Below are 18,118 nucleotides of genomic sequence, written 5' to 3' on the forward strand. Positions count from 1 at the left end.
ATAAATTCGGGGGTAATCGAACTGAACGCGACCCGAACCCGTCGGACTCTCACGGCGTGCGAACCGCCGCCGCTTTCCCACCCTTTAATCACGATTGTTCCGTGACGATACGTATGGAACGGCTCACTCCGCGAGTGCGGGGCGTCTGGCTCGCTCTCGCGATCGTTCGAGCCGCGATTTTCGGCGGGATCATCGTCGGCGCGACGATCGCTATTTCCCGCACCGACCTCTGGACCGACGCGCCCGCGGCACTCGTCCCGGCTGCCGTCGCGATCGCCCTCGCGCTCGCCGTCCTGCGGATCGGCGTGGCCTGGCTGCGATACGGCGTCTGGCGATTCGACCTTCGGGACGACGACCTCTACATCGAACGCGGCGTCTTCACGCGAACCAAGACGGTCGTCCCCTACGTCCGGGTCCAGCACGTCGACTCCAGACGCTCGCCGCTCGAGCGAACCGTCGGCCTCGCGACGGTGGTGGTATACACGGCCGGCTCGAGGAGTTCCGACGTCGCGATCCCCGGTCTGACGCCGGCACGGGCAGAGGAACTACAGGAGTCGCTGCGCCGGCTCGCGATCGAGAGCGCGGGTGAAGACGCCGTATGAAGAAACTCCATCCGGCGTCAGTCGCCGTCCGATCGCTCTCGAGGAGCCTCAACACCGGCTTCGTCTTCTTCGTCGTCGGCGTCATCGTCTCGCCCGGCGGTAACGGGATGAATCTGCTCTCGGTGTTCGGTCTCGTCCTGTTCGGGGTCGTTACGGGAATCGTCTACGAGTTCGCCTACTACCAGCGATTTCGGTACGAACTCACTGCGGACACGTTCGATGTTACCTCCGGAGTGATCTCGCGTCGGGACCGCGAACTCCCCCTTGGTCGGGTCCAGAACGTCGATATCAGACAGAACGTGATCGAACGACTTCTCGGGATCGCGGCCGTCCACATCGAAACCGCCGGCGGCGGCGAAACCGAAGTCAGCCTCCAGTACGTCGACGAGTCGGAAGCCCGGCACCTCAGACGGCAACTACGGGGTGGCGCGAGCCCCGAGCGGACCGAAGGGGACGACGATGAGGCACTCGAGGACGAGGTAGACGCGGCCGATTCCGCTGTGGAGCCGTCGGCGGACGAAGAGATCCTGTTCGAGATCGAACCCCGCGAACTCGCAATCTTGAGCGTCTTCACCATCGATCCGGGGGCCAGCGTCCTGGGCGGTATCGCGCTCTCATTCGCCAGCGGATTCGATCCGGAAACGTTGCTCCCGACCGACCGAATCGCCGGGCTTCCGGGACCGGCGACGGGAATATTCCTCCTCGCCTGGGGGCTCTTGCTCTTCGTGCTCGCCGCCTGGATCGTCAGCGCAATCCTCACGTTCACCCGGTACTACGGCTTCCGGCTCACTCGCGTCGACGACGAACTCTACTATGAACGGGGGCTCCTCCAGCGCTACAGCGGGACGATCCCCCTCGATAAGGTCCAGACGCTGACCATCTCGGAGTCGATCCCCTTCCGGTGGTTCGGCTACGCTGCCCTGGGCGTCGAGACGGCCGGGTACGCGCCCGGTCAATCCGGCTCCCGCGGGACGGAATCTGCGATTCCGCTCGCCGACGCCGACCGCGTGGTCGCGCTCGCACGCGCGATCGAACCGTTCGGCCCGGTGGATCTCGAGTCGCCGCCGCGTCGCGCTCGAGAACGGTATGCGGTCCGGTATCTACTCGTCGTGGCTGCGATCGTCGGCAGCGCGTACGCAGTGGCACGGTATACCGCGGTCGTTCGCCAGTGGTACGTCCTCGCCGTCCTCGCCGTGCTCGCTCCGTTCGCCGCCCACCTGAAGTGGTCGAATCGGGGCTACTGCGTCGGCGACCGGTACTTCCTCACGCGGGCGGGGTTCTGGCGGCGAACGACGAAGATCGTCCCCTACTATCGGGTGCAGGCCGTCCTTCACGAGGCGACGATCTTCCAGCGTCGCCGCCGTCTCGCCAGCGTGACTGCTGACACCGCGAGTTCCGCCTCCTTCTTCGGCCGGGCAGCGACGGCCCACGACGTGGATACGGATCGCGGCCTCGAGCTACAGGCCATCATCGAGGAGCGATTACAGGACCGTCTCCGGGCGCGCCAGCGCCAGCGGACGGTCGGGCGGTGGTTTCGGGAGGCGAGCGACGACGAGTCGGCGGACGAGGACGCGTCGGTAGACCGCGACGACGAGCGGTGACGGCCACAGGGGCGCAACGACTGCCGACGGCTCGAGAGGAGTAGTACATGACCGACTCCGAAACGGCCATGGAATAAGCGACGTGCACACGAAAGTTGCGATCGCCTGTCAGGGTGGTGGGAGCACACGGCCTTTACTGCGGGGGCGCTCCAGCGGCTGTTACCGGAAATCGCGCGCCCGGAATACGAACTCATCGGCTTCTCGGGAACGCTTGGCGGCGCGATCTGTGCGCTCTTGGGCTGGTACCGACACACGTCGTCCCGGAGCTCGCCATCCGGGGATTAGTAGGTCAGGCTCATCCCGCCCTCGTGGGTCATGTCTCCGCCGTTGAGATGCGTACTGTGGTGTGAACAGCCCATCACGAACAGGTTGGCGACCTCGGAGGGCTCCATCATCTCTTTGACACGAGTGTGTTCTAACATCACGTTCTCGACGACCTCGTCGACGGTCATGTCGCGCCGATCGGCCGTCTCGGGGAGCTGTTTCGCGACGAGCGCCGTCTTGACGTAGGCGGTGCTGACGGTGAACGCTCGTACGTCCCCCTCGCCCTCGGCGGCAATCGACTGGGTCAGCCCCCGGAGCCCGAACTTCGTCGTGTTGTACGCGACCTTGTCCTGCGTCACGATGTGGCCGTGGACCGAGCACATGTTCGCGACGACGCCCGTGCCGTCCTCGTTGTCGCGGAAATGAGGGAGACAGTGTTTCGTGAGCACCATCGGTGCCCGCTGCATGACGTCGTGCATCAGGTCGTACTGCTCGAGGGGGAACGATTCGATCGGTGCGACCGTCTGAATCCCGGCGATGTTGGCCAGATACCGGACGTTGCCCTGTTCGGCCGCTTCGTCGACGATCCGCTCGAGATCGGCGTCGTCAGTCAGGTCGCCGACGACCGTGACGAGTTCGCCCGGCAGGGACAGGTCTTCGGCCTGGCTCTGCGTCTCGGCGAGGCCGTCCTCGTCGCGGTCCGTCGCGACGACGGTCAGGTCGTTCGCGGTGAAGGCCAGCGCAGTGGCCTGTCCGATACCGGAGCCGGCCCCCGTCACAATCGCGACGTTCTCGGCGGTATACTGTGGGTCCTCGAGTACCAGCAGATCGTCGCGAGTGAGTTTGGACGGTCCGTACGTTTCCATCGCCTCCTCGACGGTCATGTCTGCCATATCGATTCGGATGGAGACCAACGGGGAATAACTACCGCCGAGGTATTCCTAGCGCAACCGACCGGCTGAATTGCTCTCACTACCGGATGCTGGAGAGCACTGCCGGGAATCGGTGCGCCCCGTCCGACGTCAGATGAATTGGGTGCGTGTCCCGAACTTGTAGGTTGCCAGCGCCCACCCAATCAGTATAGCGGTATGTGATTTATGGGTTTGAGAGCGGACAGTGCACGACTCCGGAAAGTACATCAGTGCGACAATTTTGCTGGACAAGAGATCGCTTGGCCGAACGAGTACACGTATCGAATTCGGGACCCACAGCGTCCCGTGAGGAGCTATCGCACTTACGTTCGTACAAGGCTACCAGCCGATTAAACGCCGTTCACGCCGTCATGAGCCGACTCGAGTCGCATACGGTATTTCCCCTGTCTGACTGAGAGGGCTCCGAGAGAGACACGACAGACGGATCGGAATCGACTCGAGCATAGGAGTACCGCAGTCTCACTGACAGACAACAAAGAGTGGCAGAACCATAGCAGCCACCGAACGTCACTTCCCGTTCGCACGACGGCTGTGTGATCGGTATGTGAATGGGAACGGTGTGTGACCGTTGCAGTCGGTAGTATAGTCGATGTCCGGAACGGCTTGCGTATCGATGTCTACGGTGTCCGGTCTGAACCGGTGAAATCGCTCGTCGACGACGCCGATACCGAGGTTCGACACAGCGTCGACTGGAGAACAGTCATCGTTCAACGCTGAACTTGCAACTCAGTGGCCGTGACCGAGAAAGTCTCGCTGAGAGAGCGCGTCGAAGCGACCAGTCCGAGCTGACTCCGCCTCTGGAAACGGTCGGATGACTCGCTTGACCCTCATACGATGGTACTGGCGTCCACCGCAAACTGAGAAGGTCCCCTCTTTCCTGGAGATGCGCGAAAGGGGTACCGACTCGAGTGAATTCGTGATCGCGACGTTCTAACTCTCGGAGAGGCACGACTGGACGACCGGATGTAGACTCGTTCGGAACCGAAGCGCGCTGCCGAGTCGATCATTCTGTGCGCAGTAACAGGCTATCGCCGGAGAGAGAAAGACCGAGATCCGGCCGAATGCGAGCGGCGTCTACGAGACCAGTGCGTTGTCGCTGGAGCAGGTTCGATTCGGGACTGCATTTCCGATCGATAGTCGCCGAACGAATCGCGATACGTACGTAAAATCGACTCCATTCGCCGGTCAGCACTCGACGATTTGACGCCACGAGCGATGGAAGCGTCTCGGCCACCCAGCTGCTCATTGTCTCTGTATCTCAAAGTATAGGGCCACACATCAAAAATCAATATCTGATCTCGTATCACCACTGTAGTTACTTATCTTCGATAATAGGACTGCATTCCGCGTTTGATTAGCCCTGCTAGCTGAGATAAATATACTTAGCTCGAATAATGGGTAGATTGAAGATCATCGCGTTTGATGGATGACGTATGAGCGATTCAGGAGATACTTCTCGAAAATCTGTCAAGACCTACGTCCCAGCCTACCAAAAATCGGAGTGGCAATCCCACGCCGACGATCTCGATATGAGTCAGAGCGAGTTCGTCCGAACGATGGTTCAGGCGGGACGAAAAGGGTTCGAAACCGGCTCTGCGGAACCCGATTCTCCGGACCCAGACCCTGGGGGTAACGCCCTCGAAACGCAGATCCTCAAACTCCTCTCTGCTGACACGTATTCGTGGGACGAACTGCTCGAGGCGGTCTCCAACGACATCGAGTCGCGACTGGACGAGACGCTCGAGGAACTGCAATCGAACAATCGGATTCGATACAGCGGACGCCACGGGGGGTACACGACCGTCGACGGTGGTGGCGATGGCGACTGAACCCACCGGCGACGCGCCGGCAGATGTGACGGAACCGATCGCGTACTTCCTCGACGACCAGCGCTATCACGGCAAGAGCGAACGGACGCTCGAGGCCTACGAGCGGGTGCTTCGCCGGTTCGAGACGTTTCTCTCCGATCGCTTCGACGTCGAAGCGGTCGGGAACGCCCAGCGTCGGGAGTGTATGGCCTGGATTCACTCGCTACGCGACGAGTTCGAAGACAGCACAATCGCGTCGTATGCGTCCTATCTCAATCGATTCTACGACTACATGGTCCGCGTCGGTGTCTTCGACGACAATCCGATGGCGCTCGTCATAGAGGAGATGCCCGAATCGATCGATACGAACCCGACGAGACGCGATATCTCGGTGGGCGAAATGCAGTCGTTCGTCGGAACGATCGCTCATCCCCTCGAGCGGGCCGTCATCGTCACCCTCCTCAAGACGGGGATGCGTGTCGGCGAGTGCTGTAATCTCGATCTACGGGACCTACACCTCGAGCTGCCGGAACTCGACCTCGCATGGGAGCCCCGCGTCGGCCTCGAACGGCGACCCTCGTCGGTGTTCGTCTCGTCCGAGCCGGCCCGCGGAACGGCCGTCAACGGCGAGGAACGGACGGCCTCGAACAAGCGAAAGCGGGAGACGGTCGTCCCCGTGGACGACGAGCTTCGAGCGGCGTTACTCGAGTGGCTGGCCATCCGCCCCGACGCGATCTCGTCGGCACGGCCGCTCTTCATCGATACCGGGTCGTCCTGGGGCGAACGGCTAACACCGTCGGACGTCCGCTATATCGTCGAGAAACACGCTCGTGAGTACGGCTGGTACCGGACCGGCGGCGGCACAGGAGAGAACGTCACGCCACACTACTTTCGGCACTTCTTCACCACGCATCTGCGGGATCGCACCGGTGATCGGGGAATCGTCCAGTACCTCCGCGGCGACGTCGCCGGCGACGTGATTGATACCTACACCCACAACTGGGGCGACCGCGTCCGTGAGACCTACCTCGAGTCGATTTACTCCGTCACCCGGTGACCGGGCACTGGCAGTCCGACCGACCCTTCGACCGTCTCGTCGAGTTTCAGGTCGGCGTCTGTTCGGATCTCAGCTCATTTCGGCGTTGAACCGTTCGAAATTGTCGTCTGACGCCGGTTTTGTTTCACGAAAAACGTCTCGTGCCAAGTTTTTACTATAACCATACTAAACCCTCCTGTTGTATTTCGCCCCCATAAATCACATACTGCTATACCAATATCGCCCCCTCCAGGGGGCCTCGGATAGTCGTCTCTCCGTTATATTCCCCTGGAAGGACTGATTTCGTCGAGAGGGGGCTCTCGCAACCGCCGAACGGGTGCTCCCAGCGATACACGCTCCCGAAACGTTATTAGCCGTTGTGTTGGCGTTTGCCTGTGGTGTCATATGGTAGACGCTAACATCCACGTGCTCGATCGCGGCAGTCTCGACGTCGACATGAACTACATGATGGAGGGCCACGTGCTCGGCACGCACGACAAGCCGAATCCCGACATCGACTACGGCGAGATCCCGGTCTGGAGCCTCGTCATCGATCACCCCGAGGGGACGATCCTCTGGGACACCGGCTCCCATCACGACGCGCTCGAGGGGCACTGGCCCGAAGGGTTGTTACAGGCGTTTTATCCCTACGACGCCCACGAGCATCGCCTCGACGACGACCTGAACGAGGCCGGGTTCGGAATCGACGACATCGATTACGTTTTCCAGACCCACCTGCATCTCGACCACGCCGGCGGACTGGAGTTCTTCGACGGGACGGACATCCCGGTCTTTGTCCACGAGAAGGAACTCAAGTACGCCTACTACAGCGCCAAGACCGACGAGGGCAGCGGCGCGTACATCCTCGAGGACTTCGATCACGACCTGAACTGGCACGTGCTACATCAGGACCGCGAGCGACACTTCGAGGATCTGGCGTTCGTCCGCTTCCCGGGGCACACCCCCGGACTCACCGGGACGACGATCCACCTCGACGGCGAGGGGACGATCGTGTTCACCGGCGACCAGGTCTACATGGCCGACAACTTCGAGGCAGAGATCCCGCTCGGAGCGAACCTCCTCTGGGGGAAGACCGAGTGGTTCGACAGCCTCCGTCGGATCCAGGAACTCGAGCGGCGTCACGACGCAGAGATCGTTTACGGACACGATCCCGAACAGTTCGAGGCCATGCAGCCGGGGTGGGGGCTGTGAGCTACGACCGGTCGGTCTCCGCCAGCCCGCACGAACTCACGCCGGAGACCGTCTGGCACGTCCAGATGCCACAGATTCGCGTCGGCCGCGGCGCGGTCAGGGAACTCGGATTCCAGCTCGCGGACCTGGGCGTCGACGGGGACGCGCGCGGACTGATCGTGACCGACGAAACCCTCGCCGAGATCGGCCACGCGGGGCGAGTCGCCGACCACGTCGAGGACGGGGGGTTCGACGTCGATATCTACGACGACTCGGAACGCGAACCCTCGATCGAAGCCGTCGAGGACTGCATCTCGTTCGTCCGCGAGGAGATGGGCGAAGACGGCTACGACTTCTACGTTGGGCTCGGTGGCGGAAGCTGTCTCGACACCGCGAAGACGACGCGCGCGGTCGTCGCTAACGGCGGCGAGATCCTCGATTACGTGGCCGAGCCGACCGGCTCCGGCGAGGACTTGACGGATTCGGGCCCGCCTCTCGTCTTACTCCCGACGACGGCGGGGACAGGGTCGGAAATCTCGCCGGTCGCGATCCTCTCCGTCGCCGAGAAAGACATCAAAGAAGGAATATCGAGCAACAACGTGCGGGCCGACGCGGCGGTGCTCGATCCGACGCTGACCACGTCGCTTCCACCGGACCTCACCGCGAAGACGGCGATGGACGCGCTCGGTCACGCCATCGAGGGGTACACGACTCATCGATACGACGAGCTACTTCGTCCCGAGGAGCCCGCGAATCGCCCGGTGTATGCCGGCCGAACCGGGTTCACCGAACTGTTCAGCGAGAAGGCGATCGACCTCCTCTCGAGCAACGTGCGACGGGCGGTCAACAACGGCGACGACCTCGAGGCTCGCGAGGCGATGTTGAAGGGCGCGCTGTACGGTGCGATCGCCGGGTTGACGGCCGGCGCGAGCCTCTGCCACGCGATGGCGTATCCGGTGGGGAACAAGTACCACACGTACCACGGGGAGACCATCGCCGCCCTCACGCCGGCGAGTACGCTCGGATACAACGTCGCAAGCGATCCCGACCGCTTCGCGGCCATCGCGGAGATGCTCGGCGCGAATACGGACGGGTTGGGCACCCGCGCGGCCGCCGATCGCGCCCGCGAGGAGTTCGTCGCCCTCCAGCGGGATCTGACCGTCCTGCCGAGCGGCCTCCACGAACTCGCCGGCGTCACCGAAGACGAGATCGACTGGCTGGCCGAGCAGACGGTCGACACCCAGCAACGGCTGCTTCGGTGTAACCCGCGTCCGGTGGCGAAAGACGACGTCGCGGAAATCTTCCGCGACTCGCTACACAACTGGGAGTAGTCGACTGGAGGAAGACGGAACGGCTATCGGACCTTATCGGCCGACCGCGAGTTCAGTCTCGAGGTCGGCCCCGTCCAGCAGCGATCGAACGAGCTCGACCGTCTCGGTGGTCTCCGCCGCGTTCTCGAGCAACACCGTTTCGCTCGGGAACAGTTGCTCGCCGAGCAAGAGGCCGTGATCGCGTGCGGTCGAGCCGGTAACGGTCAGGTAGACGCCAAGCCCCGCGTCGGCGATGGCCGCCTCCTCCTCGCGGCCCTCCTCGGGGTAGCGGAATTCGACGCCGTCGAGCGTTCGCGTTCCGAGCACGGCCTGGACGAGCCGTTCGTATCTGGGCTCGATACAGAGCGGCCCCTCGTAGGTCTCGAGGAAGTCCCGATCGACCGATTCGGTGGACGGGACGACGTCGGGCGTGGCCAACAGTGTGTGGTAAACGGTGTCACCGAGCCCCGTGACGACCTGGACGTCAGTATCAGAGGGATCGATTCGGGCGTTTACGTCAGCGATTCGGTCGAGCGGCTCCGGTCGGAGTTCGACGACCTCCTCGAGGACGAGATCGGCGCTATCGAAGCCGAGCGCGAATTCGTGGGTCCGAAGCGATCGGAACGGCTCCTCGCGACCCACGAGCTGGATCGCCGCGTCGTCGGGTGCGCCCTTGACACCCGCGAGCGGGATCGTGACGCTGTCGAAGACGATTCGCCGCGGCTTTCCGGCGCGGTCGTCCCGCAACAGCGTGTACTCGGGTTCGGTCGGATCGTCGACGGTGCTGTAGTCGGCGAGACGATGGTAGACATCCTCCTCTTCGGGATCGACGCTGTCCTTCGTAACCGCCTTCTCGTGGCGGAGCGTCGACGTGATGCCGTCCGCGAGTTCGGGGACATCGAGGCGACCTGCGATTCGGTCGAGCACCGACTCGAGCGGTCGCCCCTTTCGTGGCACAGCGATCGGTATCGTCTCGCCCATCGATCGACTCTCTACTGGCGATAGATAAACGAGTTGTGTTTCAAGAACAGTGGTGGCCCGATGCCGTTGCGGTCCGAACTCAGTCCGAGAACATCGAACCGAGCTGGTCGCGCCACTCTTGGATGTCCGTGACGTCCGCCTGCACGTCCTCGAGGTCCTCTGCGACCGTCTCGAGGTCGTCTTCGACGCGTTCGATCTCGCTTTCGGCCCCCTCGAGACCGTCTTCGAGGTCGGCGACATCGGTATCGATCTCCTCGACGTCGTCCGTCAGATCGTCGACGGTATCGTCGAGTTCGTCGACGTCGTCCGCGACGCTGCCGATGTCCGACTCGAGATCGGCGTTCCAGTCGGAGAGATCCGCGATATCGTCGTCGAGTTCGTCGACTCGAGAGTCCGTCCCGGCGAGTCGATCGTCCATCGACGCGAGGTCATCCTCGAGCCCCTCGAGATCGGTCTGGAGCTCCTCGATGAGCTGTGCGCCGGTGCCGTTCTCCTCGAGGAACGTCTCGAGCGCATCGGTGTAGGCGGTGACCTCCTCGACGCGGGTCTGGAGGTGTTCGACTTTCGCGATCTCCGGGCCAGCGGGCTCGAGATCGAGTTCGGACTGGATCGTCTCGAGATCGTCGTCGTCGACCGTCCCGTCGCGAATTTCGGCTGCGAGCCGGGCCGCGATCGACCCGTCGAATTCGGGGACGGCGTTCGGGGCTGTGGCAGTTGGTTCGGCAGTATCGTCGGATTCGCTGGCCGTCTCGTCTAACTCGTCGGATTCGTCTTCAGTAGCCGGTTCGTCGTCCGCGGCCAGCTCGTCGTCCGCGGCTGGCGTCTCGGGCTCGGTATCAGCCGTCTCGAGTGAGTCGTCCGCGGCTATCGGTTCGGCGTCCTCGGTAGTCGGTTCGCCTTCGGCTATCGGTTCGGCGTCACCGTCGGTCGGTTCGTCCTCGGCTATCGGTTCGGCGTCACTGTCGGTCGGTTCGTCCTCGGCGGTTGCCTCGTCAGCGTCCGTCTCGATTGGCGCGTCGGTCTCCGTAGCGTGGTCATCCTTGGATTCGTCGGTCGCCGCGTCGGCCTCGAGATCGAGGTCGATCTCGGGTTCGTCCGCATCGTCCCCCTCGTCGGCCGGTTCGTCGTCCGCCTCGAGATCGAGGTCGACGCCGAGTTCGTCATCCTCCGCCTCGCTTCCGTCATCGTCTGCGGGTTCCGGAATCTCTTCTTCCTCGAAGCCGAGATCGATATCCGGTGTCTCGTCGTCCTCGTCGTCCGATTCGATGTCTACCGGCTCCGGATCGGGATCAACATCTCCAAGATCGAGATCGAGCGCCGCCGACTCGTCCTCGAGTGCTGCCGACTCGTCTGTCGGTGCATCCGCGGTCGCGTCAGTCTCGGGGTCCGAATCCGATGCCGGATCGGCAGCAGCCTCGTCGGCCACAGCCACATCGTCCTGGCTCTCCTCGTCCTTGAGCCCCGGAACGGTGTCCGAGTCGCCGGCGATCATGTCCTTGACGGCCTGATTGCGATCCTCGGACACGATGTTGCTGATGACCTCATCATCCACCTCGTCGGCGGTCGAGCGGTCGTCGTCATCGTCGGCATCGAGTTCGACGACCAACGGCTCCGTGAGGAACTCAGCAGCCCGGCTCTCGTCGTCGAGTTGGATACCGTAGACCGTCACGAGCCGGTCGCCGGCCTCGAGCGCGCCGGTGAATTCGACGTGATTGTCCTGATAGGCCGTCCAGTCGTCGCTGTGATAGTCGGGGTGGAATCCGACTTTGTCCATCGGGAACGATTCGGGAATGTCCTCGGAAAGCTGAAACGTGACCGGGTTATCGCGGTCCGATTCGATCTCGAACCGGATCGCGGGAACCGGAAACTCGTCCGCTGTAAACGTCTTCCGGACGGAGATCCCGTCTGCGCTGATCTCGATTGTGTCGTCCGTGTCGGCGGTACTGTTCATATGAGACCAACGTTACCATACCATTACTATAAAACGTGCGGACAGTCTGGGTGCCGATTCGCGATGGGGACTACAGCTCGACCCGGTCCCCGATCTCGACGACCTCGAGTCGCCGGGGACGGTCAAAGCTCGCGGCGTGGTGGTGTAGCGCCGTCGGATCGGCGGTGAGCCCCTTCCACATGTCCCAGTGACTCGGCAGGAGCCGTTCGGTCTCGAGTGCGGCGGCACATTCGATGAGCTGATTCTCGTCGTTGTACCAGCGGGTTCGCTTTGGCTCGCGGGTCTGCTTGTCGGGAATCCGCCCGACGGAGCCGAACGCGAGCGCCGCGAGGTCGATGTCGTACTCGTCGCCGACTCGCTCGAACTCGTCGGTCGGTTTCGTGTCGCCGCCGTGGAAGAAAGTCCCAGCGTCGTGTTCGAACACGTAGCTCACTGGGTGGGTCGCGTCCGGATCGTTCGCAACCTCGACGTGGACCGTGAATTCGCCGATCTCGAGCGCCTCGCCCTCGGCGACCTCGATCAGCTGGTCGTTCGTCACGTCCCACTCGTCCGTCCAGGACTCATCCTCGTGGGCGACCGCGACGCTGTCGTCGGGCGCGTAGAAGGTCGTACCGGTGTTCGCGAGAATTGGTGCCTGGCTCGGGCCGTGGACGTGATCGGTGTGTTCGTGCGTCGCGAGGACCGCATCGGCCTCGTCGACGGCCGCCGGATCGAACGGCACGGGGATCATACGGACCGTCCGCGGCGGATCGCCCAATCCGAGGTACGGATCGATGTAGATCGTCGTTCCCTCGCTGCCTTTGACGATAAACCCGTTACAGCCGAGATACCAGATCGCAACGCCCGTCGGGTTCGCCTCCTCGACGTCGCGAACCAGCCAGTCTCCCCAGTCGCTCTGAATCATATGCGAGGATGCGAGGACCGACTGGGTAAGTGTTGTCGTCTGCGCTGACGGCCGACGAGGACGGCGCGTGAGGGAATTCGGAGAAGAGCGAGGATTCGAACGGACTGGTCACTGTCTATCGCGAAAACTCCGGGCGACAGCCCTCGAGCGTGCGGACATCCGTATTCGTCGTCGCCGTGCCGTCCGCAGCTGCGTCGTCGATCGTCGTGACTTCATCTGTGGACTGGATCCATTCGGCGCGGACTGCGGGATGGCCCTCGTACGAGACGCGGCCCGTCTCGTCGTCGTATCCGATGAGCGTCGCGTCGGCCAGCAGAGGAAGGTGGACGTGCACGAGTGAGGCCTCGACATCGTCGATGCGGTCCCGGGGAACCTCCCGGTCGGTCGTTTCGGCTTCGCGAGCCGCGACATCTCGAGCGAGCGGTTCGGTCCCGATGGGATGGGACTGATCGCTCAGTACCGACAGGACCGTCCGCCGGCGTTCGTCGGCGAGCGCACGGAACACCGCATCGAGCGTCTCCCAATCGGCATCGTGGTTCCCCGAAACGATCCGCTCGAGACGGGGGTCGTCGAAGGGCGAATGCTCGGCCGGAACGACCGATCCGTCGTCGGTCTCCGCGAGGAAGCCGGCAGCCACGAGTTGCGGCACAAGGCGGTGATACAGCTCGACGAGCGCCCGTTGGTGCTCGTCCTCGGAGACCGAAGCGAGCCGGGTATCCGAGATTACTGCCGCGAGCCTGAACGCAAGATCGTCTTTCTCGATTCCCGCGGGCGATCGCTCCCGGACGATCTCGAGAACAGCTCGCCGAGAGGCGTCAGCGAGGATGTCGAAGCGCTCGTCGCGAGTAGCGGCGGTGGATCCGCTCGGAGCTGAGTTACTCATTGACTACTCGTCGGGGACTAGCGTGCAAAAGAACTGCTCCAAACTGCTTTGGAATCAGTGACTTATTACGATTCTTTAGCATGATATTCAATGATATAATACTATTGGGGAGTGGACAGAGTGGATTACTCCGGTAAAATTGAAGAACATACTCTTTCACCGGGTTGTACTCGCGGCGTACCTGATCGAGTAGTATCGATCGCTGAAGCCGCGAGCGTGAGAAGCGCGAAAAAAGCCGTGACTATCGTGGCGCTACCAGGTACCGTGGAACGTGTCGAACGAGAGGCTATCGAGCGGTTCGTCGCCGACGGCGATCCGGTACTCGCCCGGAGTGAGCATCGGTTTGTGGAACTGCGGGCCGTCGTCCGTCGTGATCCGCGGACAGCCGGTGTTGACGAACGCGTCCATGTCGAAGTTCTGCAGACGGTCGGGCGTGACCTCGTCCATCGTGATGAGGTAGGCGTTGTCGTTGTCGTCGATAATATCCTGCGCGATCTCCCAGCGACCCTGGCCGATCTTGGTACAGAAGATGACACCCCACTTCTCGGCGTCCATCGCGCGGTGAACCGCACCGTAGCGCTGTTTCAGGAACTTGTCCGTATCCGCGACGGTAACGACGTTGTTCACCGGGTCCGCGATGACGACGTGCTTGTCCGGATGTTCCATCGCCAGCCCGAGCGGGTGGAACTTGCCGCCACCGACGTAGAGGACTTGCTCTGCGGGTACATCCGCGCTCGCGTAGTTACACCCGAGCACCTGCCCCTCGTTGGTCAGCCGCTCGTCGCCGCGACGGCTCTGGACCTCGTAGCCGCGCTCCTCGAGAAACGCGGTCATCTCCTCGTAGCGGTTCATGTGCTGGGCCGTCGTGACGAGGCCGACGCCCTCGGTCTCCTCGGGGGGCTCGAGAGTGTCCAGCGATTCCTCCATGATCGGCGTGACTTCGACGTTCGAGAACAGCGGGACGTAGATCACCTTGTCCGTGTCCTTCATCGGCGAGTGCCCGAAGTGGACGAAGACGTCGGTCCGCTTCATCAGATACGTATCGAGATCGCAGGCGCCGTAACAGGGCTGTCCCGAGAGCATGAACGTCACGTCGTCGTCGGCCAGTGCACGGAGGTCGTCGGCGACGGCCGGCCCGCGTCGCTTCAGTCCCTCGGGGAACTGCAATCCGACCTTTTTCGCGTCGCGCTCCTCGATCGCCTCGACGATCTCCTCGAGTTCGTAGTCCCACTCGCGATCGTGCTTGAGGCTCATCCCTGTGTTCCGAAGGTCCCCCTCGGTATACTCTGACTCCTGACTCATTGGCCGTCCTAACGCCCACGGACGTATATACTGCACGCTGTACCGAGCGGTCCGAATTCGGCGGGTATAACGGTGAACGCGCCCTTGTGAATCAGCGCCTGAAATTGGGATCCGCTCGATCGGTCCGGTAGAGTTTCGACCGGTTCCTCGAGTCCCGATCAGGGACGCTCGCTCGCACGGTGTGGCTCGGTCGGCGTACCCAACTCGCACGTCGCGAACTCGGCCCGAAAATCGTCGCCGTCGAACGTTGCCACCAGTTCGTCTAACGCGGTGAACACCTCCTCGAGCCGTCGCTGGAGCCTTTCGTACTCCTCGTCCGACTCGAAATCGTCCCGGCTTTCGAGTGCGCCGCGTTCGGCAGCGAGCGTCAAACACTCGTCCAGGAGATCGTCATATCGAGCGTGACGAAGCAGTCGGTCGACGGTCTCGAGAAGCGCGGCTCGCTCGAGGGGCTTTTCGAGGGAGCCGCCGGCAGTCGAGTGGACCGCTGCTCCGCACTCGTCGTTCGAGATGATCGCCATGGTCTGTGCCGTCGCTCGACGTTCGATCTCGGCCGCGACGACAGTTCCGGATGCCGTCCGGAGATCGCGGTCGACCAACACTGCGTCTGCGTCCCCGAGAAGCGACAACAACTCGTCGCCGGTCGTCGCCGTCTCGACTCGATAGCGATCGTCGAGCCACGATCGCACCTGAGCGACGACGGTCGGATCGTCGTCCGCGACGAGGACGGTGTTCGTATCACCAACCATAATTCGAGATGGTAGTACTTCGTGACCCGAGCGATATCAAACTATGGACTAATTCAGCATCAGTAACACGTTCAGCGGCGATCGAATCGTCGAACTCGTCGCGACCGTCGATAATCGAGGAGCGGGCGCACGGAGACCAGACGCGTCTCGAGTCGGACGGCGACGACGCGCAGTCGAAGCGACTACACCGGTCCGATCGCGGATAATACGGGTGTGTTCGGCCCGTTTCCGGTCCGATTCTCGGTTCGTTTCCCGTCCCAACAGTCATAGTACTGGAGTGTAAACAGTGGGTTAATGGCAGCGGAACAGGTCCCAGACGGGTATCTCTTCGACCTCTATCGTCGATACATCGGTGAACCGGAAGATCGAACCGACGTCTACGTCGGATTCGGGTTGTTTCTGGGCGGCATCGGACTGGCAGTCGTCGCGCTGTTGCTCTTTCTCTGGGGTAACACGTTCGAGGCACGATCCGCCGGCTACTTCTCGTGGGTAGGTCCCGCGTACGCGCTCGCGATGATGGGACTCCCGGTCGTAATGCTCGGGATCGTTACGCTCCTTCCGTCGGAACGGCGGATGTTGTACGCGTCGATCGGCGGCGTGGCGATCACCGTCGCCGCGGTCGCCGGCTTCCTCTTCGCCTATCCGAAGAACTGGAACGGCTACGGTGCCGACTACACCGTTCAAATCGTCGCAGTGTACGCCGTCGGCCTCGCCGGCATTACCGCCTCGACGGGGGCGGCACTGATCGCCCACTACCTCGATATGGCGCAGCAAGCGGAGGCGGTGGTGACCGATGAGGAAACCGATGACGACGAGTCCGAGCTAACCGACGCGGAGATTCAACAGGATATCGACGACGCGATGGAGGGCGTCGAACTCTCGTGGGGGGCGTCCAGAAGACCGAACACAAGCGACTGAACTTCTCGAGCGACACCCTCGACGATGTCAGCATCGATTCAGACGCCGGCACCACGACCACCCGATCGACGGGCGTCGACGCACAGGTCGCCGGTCTCAAGGGCCTCAAAGGGGGCGAAACGAAGGAGACCACCTCGAGTTCGACCGTCGACGATCAGACGGCGAAACTCAAAGAGCTTCGGGAGCAACAGCGCGCCGAAGAGTTGGCGACGGCCGACGACGACGGCGCCGTCACGACGGTGACGAAACCGTTCACGAATCTGCTCGATCGCTTCCGAAACCTGGTAAAGCGGAATTAAGACGGGGCTACGGAAAGAAATAGCGTCTTATATCGTAGTATCAGTTCCGAAAGTTTCGCACATAGATTTATAATCCGTCAGTGGCCTTCCCAACACATGGCTAAAGGCCTGGACGTCGGAACGATGAACATCCTGTCAGCACAGCAGGATGGGAACGACACGGTTTTCGTGCAACAGCGTAACTCCTTCGTAGAGATCGAGTACTCGGATATGGCCGAGCAGATGCTCTCGCGAAGCGAAGTTCTCCATATTCGCAAAGACGACAAGGTCTACGTCGTCGGCGACGACGCGCTCAACTTCGCGAACATTTTCAACAAGGAGACCCGCCGGCCGATGAAACACGGGATCCTCTCGAACGACGAACAGAGCGCGATCCCGATGATGAAGCTCATCATCGAGCAGGTCGTCGGTGAGCCCGCCTATCCGGACGAGAAGCTCTACTTCTCGTCCCCGGCGGATCCGATCGACTCCGACCTCTCGACGCTCTACCATCAGAAGACGATCGAGTCATTCCTCGACGACATGGGGTACGACTCCGAACCGATCAACGAGGGGATGTCCGTCATCTACAGCGAACTCGCGGACAACAACTTCACCGGCCTCGGTATCTCGTTCGGTGCCGGGATGACGAACGTCTGTCTCTCATACTACGCGGTGCCGGTCATGAAGTTCTCCGTCGCCCGCGGTGGCGACTGGGTCGACGAACAGGCCGCCCGCGCGACGGGGACGCCCGTCGACAAGGTCACCTCCATCAAGGAAGACGACTTCGAGCTCGACTTCACGACCGACGTCGGCGGCGTCGAGGGCGCGCTCTCGATTTACTACGAGAACCTGCTCGACTACGTCATTGAAAACATCGTGAAGGAAGTCGACGAGGAGGACGTCGAGGAAGGGCTGGACGTCCCCGTCGTCGTCACCGGCGGCACCTCGAGTCCCAGCGGCTTCGAGGCCCTGTTCAAGGACCACCTGGACGAGGCGAACATTCCGTTCTCGATCAGCGGCGTCACGCACGCGAACGAACCGCTGTACAGCGTGGCACGCGGTGGCCTCGTCGCGGCTCGCTCCGACGAGGACATCGACCACGAGGAGGAAGCAGAGGAGGCCGAAGCGGCGGCCGCAAACGAGTAACCCGTCGGCGCTGCTGATTGCGATTTTTTGGTGGTATTCGTTCGACCTCGAGCACCGCGAAGCGACGGCTCGCGTTCAGGTGTCGGCCGACTCCTCGTAGAATCGATTGAACGCGTCTCGCCAGGACTCGACGTCCTCCCCGGTCGGCTGGTGTTCGACGGGAATGTCTGCGAACCCACACTGGGAACACGAGATCGTCGACACGTCGCCAAGCGAGAGTTCTTCGATGGCTCCCCCACACCGTGGACACTCGTCCATA

Annotated in this window: 15 protein-coding genes and 1 pseudogene; 8 read left to right on the forward strand and 8 right to left on the reverse strand. The window is 62.3% G+C overall.

The window, feature by feature from the left end; genetic code table 11:
• Positions 1-113 precede the first annotated feature (113 nt).
• Both CP556_RS19520 and CP556_RS19525 read left to right on the forward strand, forming a co-directional pair.
• Positions 114-602, forward strand: coding sequence for a PH domain-containing protein (locus CP556_RS19520; RefSeq protein ID WP_098727130.1), 489 nt, complete (start codon positions 114-116; stop codon positions 600-602).
• Positions 599-2,203 (forward strand): PH domain-containing protein, encoded by a 1,605-nt coding sequence (locus tag CP556_RS19525; RefSeq protein ID WP_098727131.1) that lies wholly within the window; start codon positions 599-601, stop codon positions 2,201-2,203. The genes CP556_RS19520 and CP556_RS19525 overlap by 4 nt, the downstream gene beginning before the upstream one ends.
• A 281-nt stretch (positions 2,204-2,484) precedes the next feature.
• On the opposite strand, the gene CP556_RS19530 is transcribed toward CP556_RS19525, so the two are convergent.
• A complete protein-coding gene (locus CP556_RS19530; RefSeq protein ID WP_098727489.1) occupies positions 2,485-3,351 on the reverse strand; it encodes an SDR family NAD(P)-dependent oxidoreductase in 867 nt (288 codons plus the stop codon).
• Positions 3,352-4,832: 1,481 nt separating this feature from the next.
• On the opposite strand from CP556_RS19530, the gene CP556_RS19535 reads away from it, so the two are divergent.
• The 4 genes from CP556_RS19535 (at position 4,833) to CP556_RS19550 (ending at position 8,765) form a co-directional block, all read left to right on the forward strand.
• The gene (locus tag CP556_RS19535; RefSeq protein ID WP_098727132.1) at positions 4,833-5,228 is read left to right on the forward strand and encodes a DUF5805 domain-containing protein; all 396 of its coding nucleotides are present in this window, start codon (positions 4,833-4,835) and stop codon (positions 5,226-5,228) included.
• Positions 5,218-6,264 (forward strand): tyrosine-type recombinase/integrase, encoded by a 1,047-nt coding sequence (locus CP556_RS19540; protein ID WP_098727133.1) that lies wholly within the window; start codon positions 5,218-5,220, stop codon positions 6,262-6,264. The genes CP556_RS19535 and CP556_RS19540 overlap by 11 nt, the downstream gene beginning before the upstream one ends.
• A 384-nt stretch (positions 6,265-6,648) precedes the next feature.
• Positions 6,649-7,455, forward strand: a complete 807-nt coding sequence (locus CP556_RS19545) for an N-acyl homoserine lactonase family protein (protein WP_098727134.1) — start codon at positions 6,649-6,651, stop codon at positions 7,453-7,455.
• Positions 7,452-8,765 carry a hydroxyacid-oxoacid transhydrogenase gene (locus tag CP556_RS19550; RefSeq protein WP_098727135.1) on the forward strand — a complete coding sequence of 438 codons (1,314 nt, stop codon included), beginning with the start codon at positions 7,452-7,454 and terminating at the stop codon, positions 8,763-8,765. Before CP556_RS19545 ends, CP556_RS19550 begins: the two co-directional genes overlap by 4 nt.
• A gap of 33 nt (positions 8,766-8,798) precedes the next feature.
• On the opposite strand, the gene CP556_RS19555 is transcribed toward CP556_RS19550, so the two are convergent.
• The 6 genes from CP556_RS19555 to CP556_RS19580 form a co-directional block, all read right to left on the reverse strand.
• The gene (locus tag CP556_RS19555) at positions 8,799-9,725 is read right to left on the reverse strand and encodes a phosphoribosyltransferase HisG-related protein (protein WP_098727136.1); all 927 of its coding nucleotides are present in this window, start codon (positions 9,723-9,725) and stop codon (positions 8,799-8,801) included.
• Between the two features lie 79 nt (positions 9,726-9,804).
• Complete coding sequence (locus tag CP556_RS19560) at positions 9,805-11,676, reverse strand: midas domain-containing protein (RefSeq protein WP_098727137.1); 1,872 nt, start codon at positions 11,674-11,676, stop codon at positions 9,805-9,807.
• A 70-nt stretch (positions 11,677-11,746) separates the two neighbouring features.
• The gene (locus CP556_RS19565) at positions 11,747-12,580 is read right to left on the reverse strand and encodes an MBL fold metallo-hydrolase (protein WP_098727138.1); all 834 of its coding nucleotides are present in this window, start codon (positions 12,578-12,580) and stop codon (positions 11,747-11,749) included.
• Between the two features lie 115 nt (positions 12,581-12,695).
• Positions 12,696-13,463: a DUF7344 domain-containing protein gene (locus CP556_RS19570; protein ID WP_098727139.1), complete on the reverse strand. Its 768-nt coding sequence runs from the start codon at positions 13,461-13,463 to the stop codon at positions 12,696-12,698.
• 252 nt (positions 13,464-13,715) lie between these two features.
• A complete protein-coding gene (gene dph2, locus CP556_RS19575; protein WP_098727140.1) occupies positions 13,716-14,765 on the reverse strand; it encodes a diphthamide biosynthesis enzyme Dph2 in 1,050 nt (349 codons plus the stop codon).
• A 158-nt stretch (positions 14,766-14,923) separates the two neighbouring features.
• Entirely contained in the window at positions 14,924-15,514 is a 591-nt protein-coding gene (locus CP556_RS19580; RefSeq protein ID WP_098727141.1) for a HalX domain-containing protein, read from the reverse strand.
• Between the two features lie 294 nt (positions 15,515-15,808).
• Here CP556_RS19580 and CP556_RS19585 point away from each other — a divergent pair.
• A pseudogene (locus CP556_RS19585) lies at positions 15,809-16,731 on the forward strand (cell division protein CdpA domain-containing protein).
• Between the two features lie 96 nt (positions 16,732-16,827).
• Positions 16,828-17,859, forward strand: a complete 1,032-nt coding sequence (locus tag CP556_RS19590; protein ID WP_098727142.1) for a disk-shape morphogenesis protein volactin — start codon at positions 16,828-16,830, stop codon at positions 17,857-17,859.
• Positions 17,860-17,934: 75 nt separating this feature from the next.
• Here CP556_RS19590 and CP556_RS19595 read toward each other — a convergent pair whose 3' ends face one another.
• Positions 17,935-18,117, reverse strand: a complete 183-nt coding sequence (locus tag CP556_RS19595; RefSeq protein WP_098727143.1) for a hypothetical protein — start codon at positions 18,115-18,117, stop codon at positions 17,935-17,937.
• Between the last annotated feature and the right edge of the window lies 1 nt (position 18,118).

It is taken from the genome of Natrinema sp. CBA1119 (assembly GCF_002572525.1).
Taxonomy (GTDB): Archaea; Halobacteriota; Halobacteria; order Halobacteriales; family Natrialbaceae; genus Natrinema.

Excerpts from the sequence above, each read along its gene's own strand:
- CP556_RS19520 (WP_098727130.1), top strand. The coding sequence starts at position 114 with ATGGAACGGCTCACTCCGCGAGTGCGGGGCGTCTGGCTCGCTCTCGCG.
- CP556_RS19525 (WP_098727131.1), top strand. The coding sequence starts at position 599 with ATGAAGAAACTCCATCCGGCGTCAGTCGCCGTCCGATCGCTCTCGAGG.
- CP556_RS19530 (WP_098727489.1), bottom strand. The coding sequence starts at position 3,351 with ATGACCGTCGAGGAGGCGATGGAAACGTACGGACCGTCCAAACTCACT.
- CP556_RS19535 (WP_098727132.1), top strand. The coding sequence starts at position 4,833 with ATGAGCGATTCAGGAGATACTTCTCGAAAATCTGTCAAGACCTACGTC.
- CP556_RS19540 (WP_098727133.1), top strand. The coding sequence starts at position 5,218 with ATGGCGACTGAACCCACCGGCGACGCGCCGGCAGATGTGACGGAACCG.
- CP556_RS19545 (WP_098727134.1), top strand. The coding sequence starts at position 6,649 with ATGGTAGACGCTAACATCCACGTGCTCGATCGCGGCAGTCTCGACGTC.
- CP556_RS19555 (WP_098727136.1), bottom strand. The coding sequence starts at position 9,725 with ATGGGCGAGACGATACCGATCGCTGTGCCACGAAAGGGGCGACCGCTC.
- CP556_RS19560 (WP_098727137.1), bottom strand. The coding sequence starts at position 11,676 with ATGAACAGTACCGCCGACACGGACGACACAATCGAGATCAGCGCAGAC.
- CP556_RS19565 (WP_098727138.1), bottom strand. The coding sequence starts at position 12,580 with ATGATTCAGAGCGACTGGGGAGACTGGCTGGTTCGCGACGTCGAGGAG.
- CP556_RS19570 (WP_098727139.1), bottom strand. The coding sequence starts at position 13,463 with ATGAGTAACTCAGCTCCGAGCGGATCCACCGCCGCTACTCGCGACGAG.
- dph2 (WP_098727140.1), bottom strand. The coding sequence starts at position 14,765 with ATGAGTCAGGAGTCAGAGTATACCGAGGGGGACCTTCGGAACACAGGG.
- CP556_RS19580 (WP_098727141.1), bottom strand. The coding sequence starts at position 15,514 with ATGGTTGGTGATACGAACACCGTCCTCGTCGCGGACGACGATCCGACC.
- CP556_RS19590 (WP_098727142.1), top strand. The coding sequence starts at position 16,828 with ATGGCTAAAGGCCTGGACGTCGGAACGATGAACATCCTGTCAGCACAG.
- CP556_RS19595 (WP_098727143.1), bottom strand. The coding sequence starts at position 18,117 with ATGGACGAGTGTCCACGGTGTGGGGGAGCCATCGAAGAACTCTCGCTT.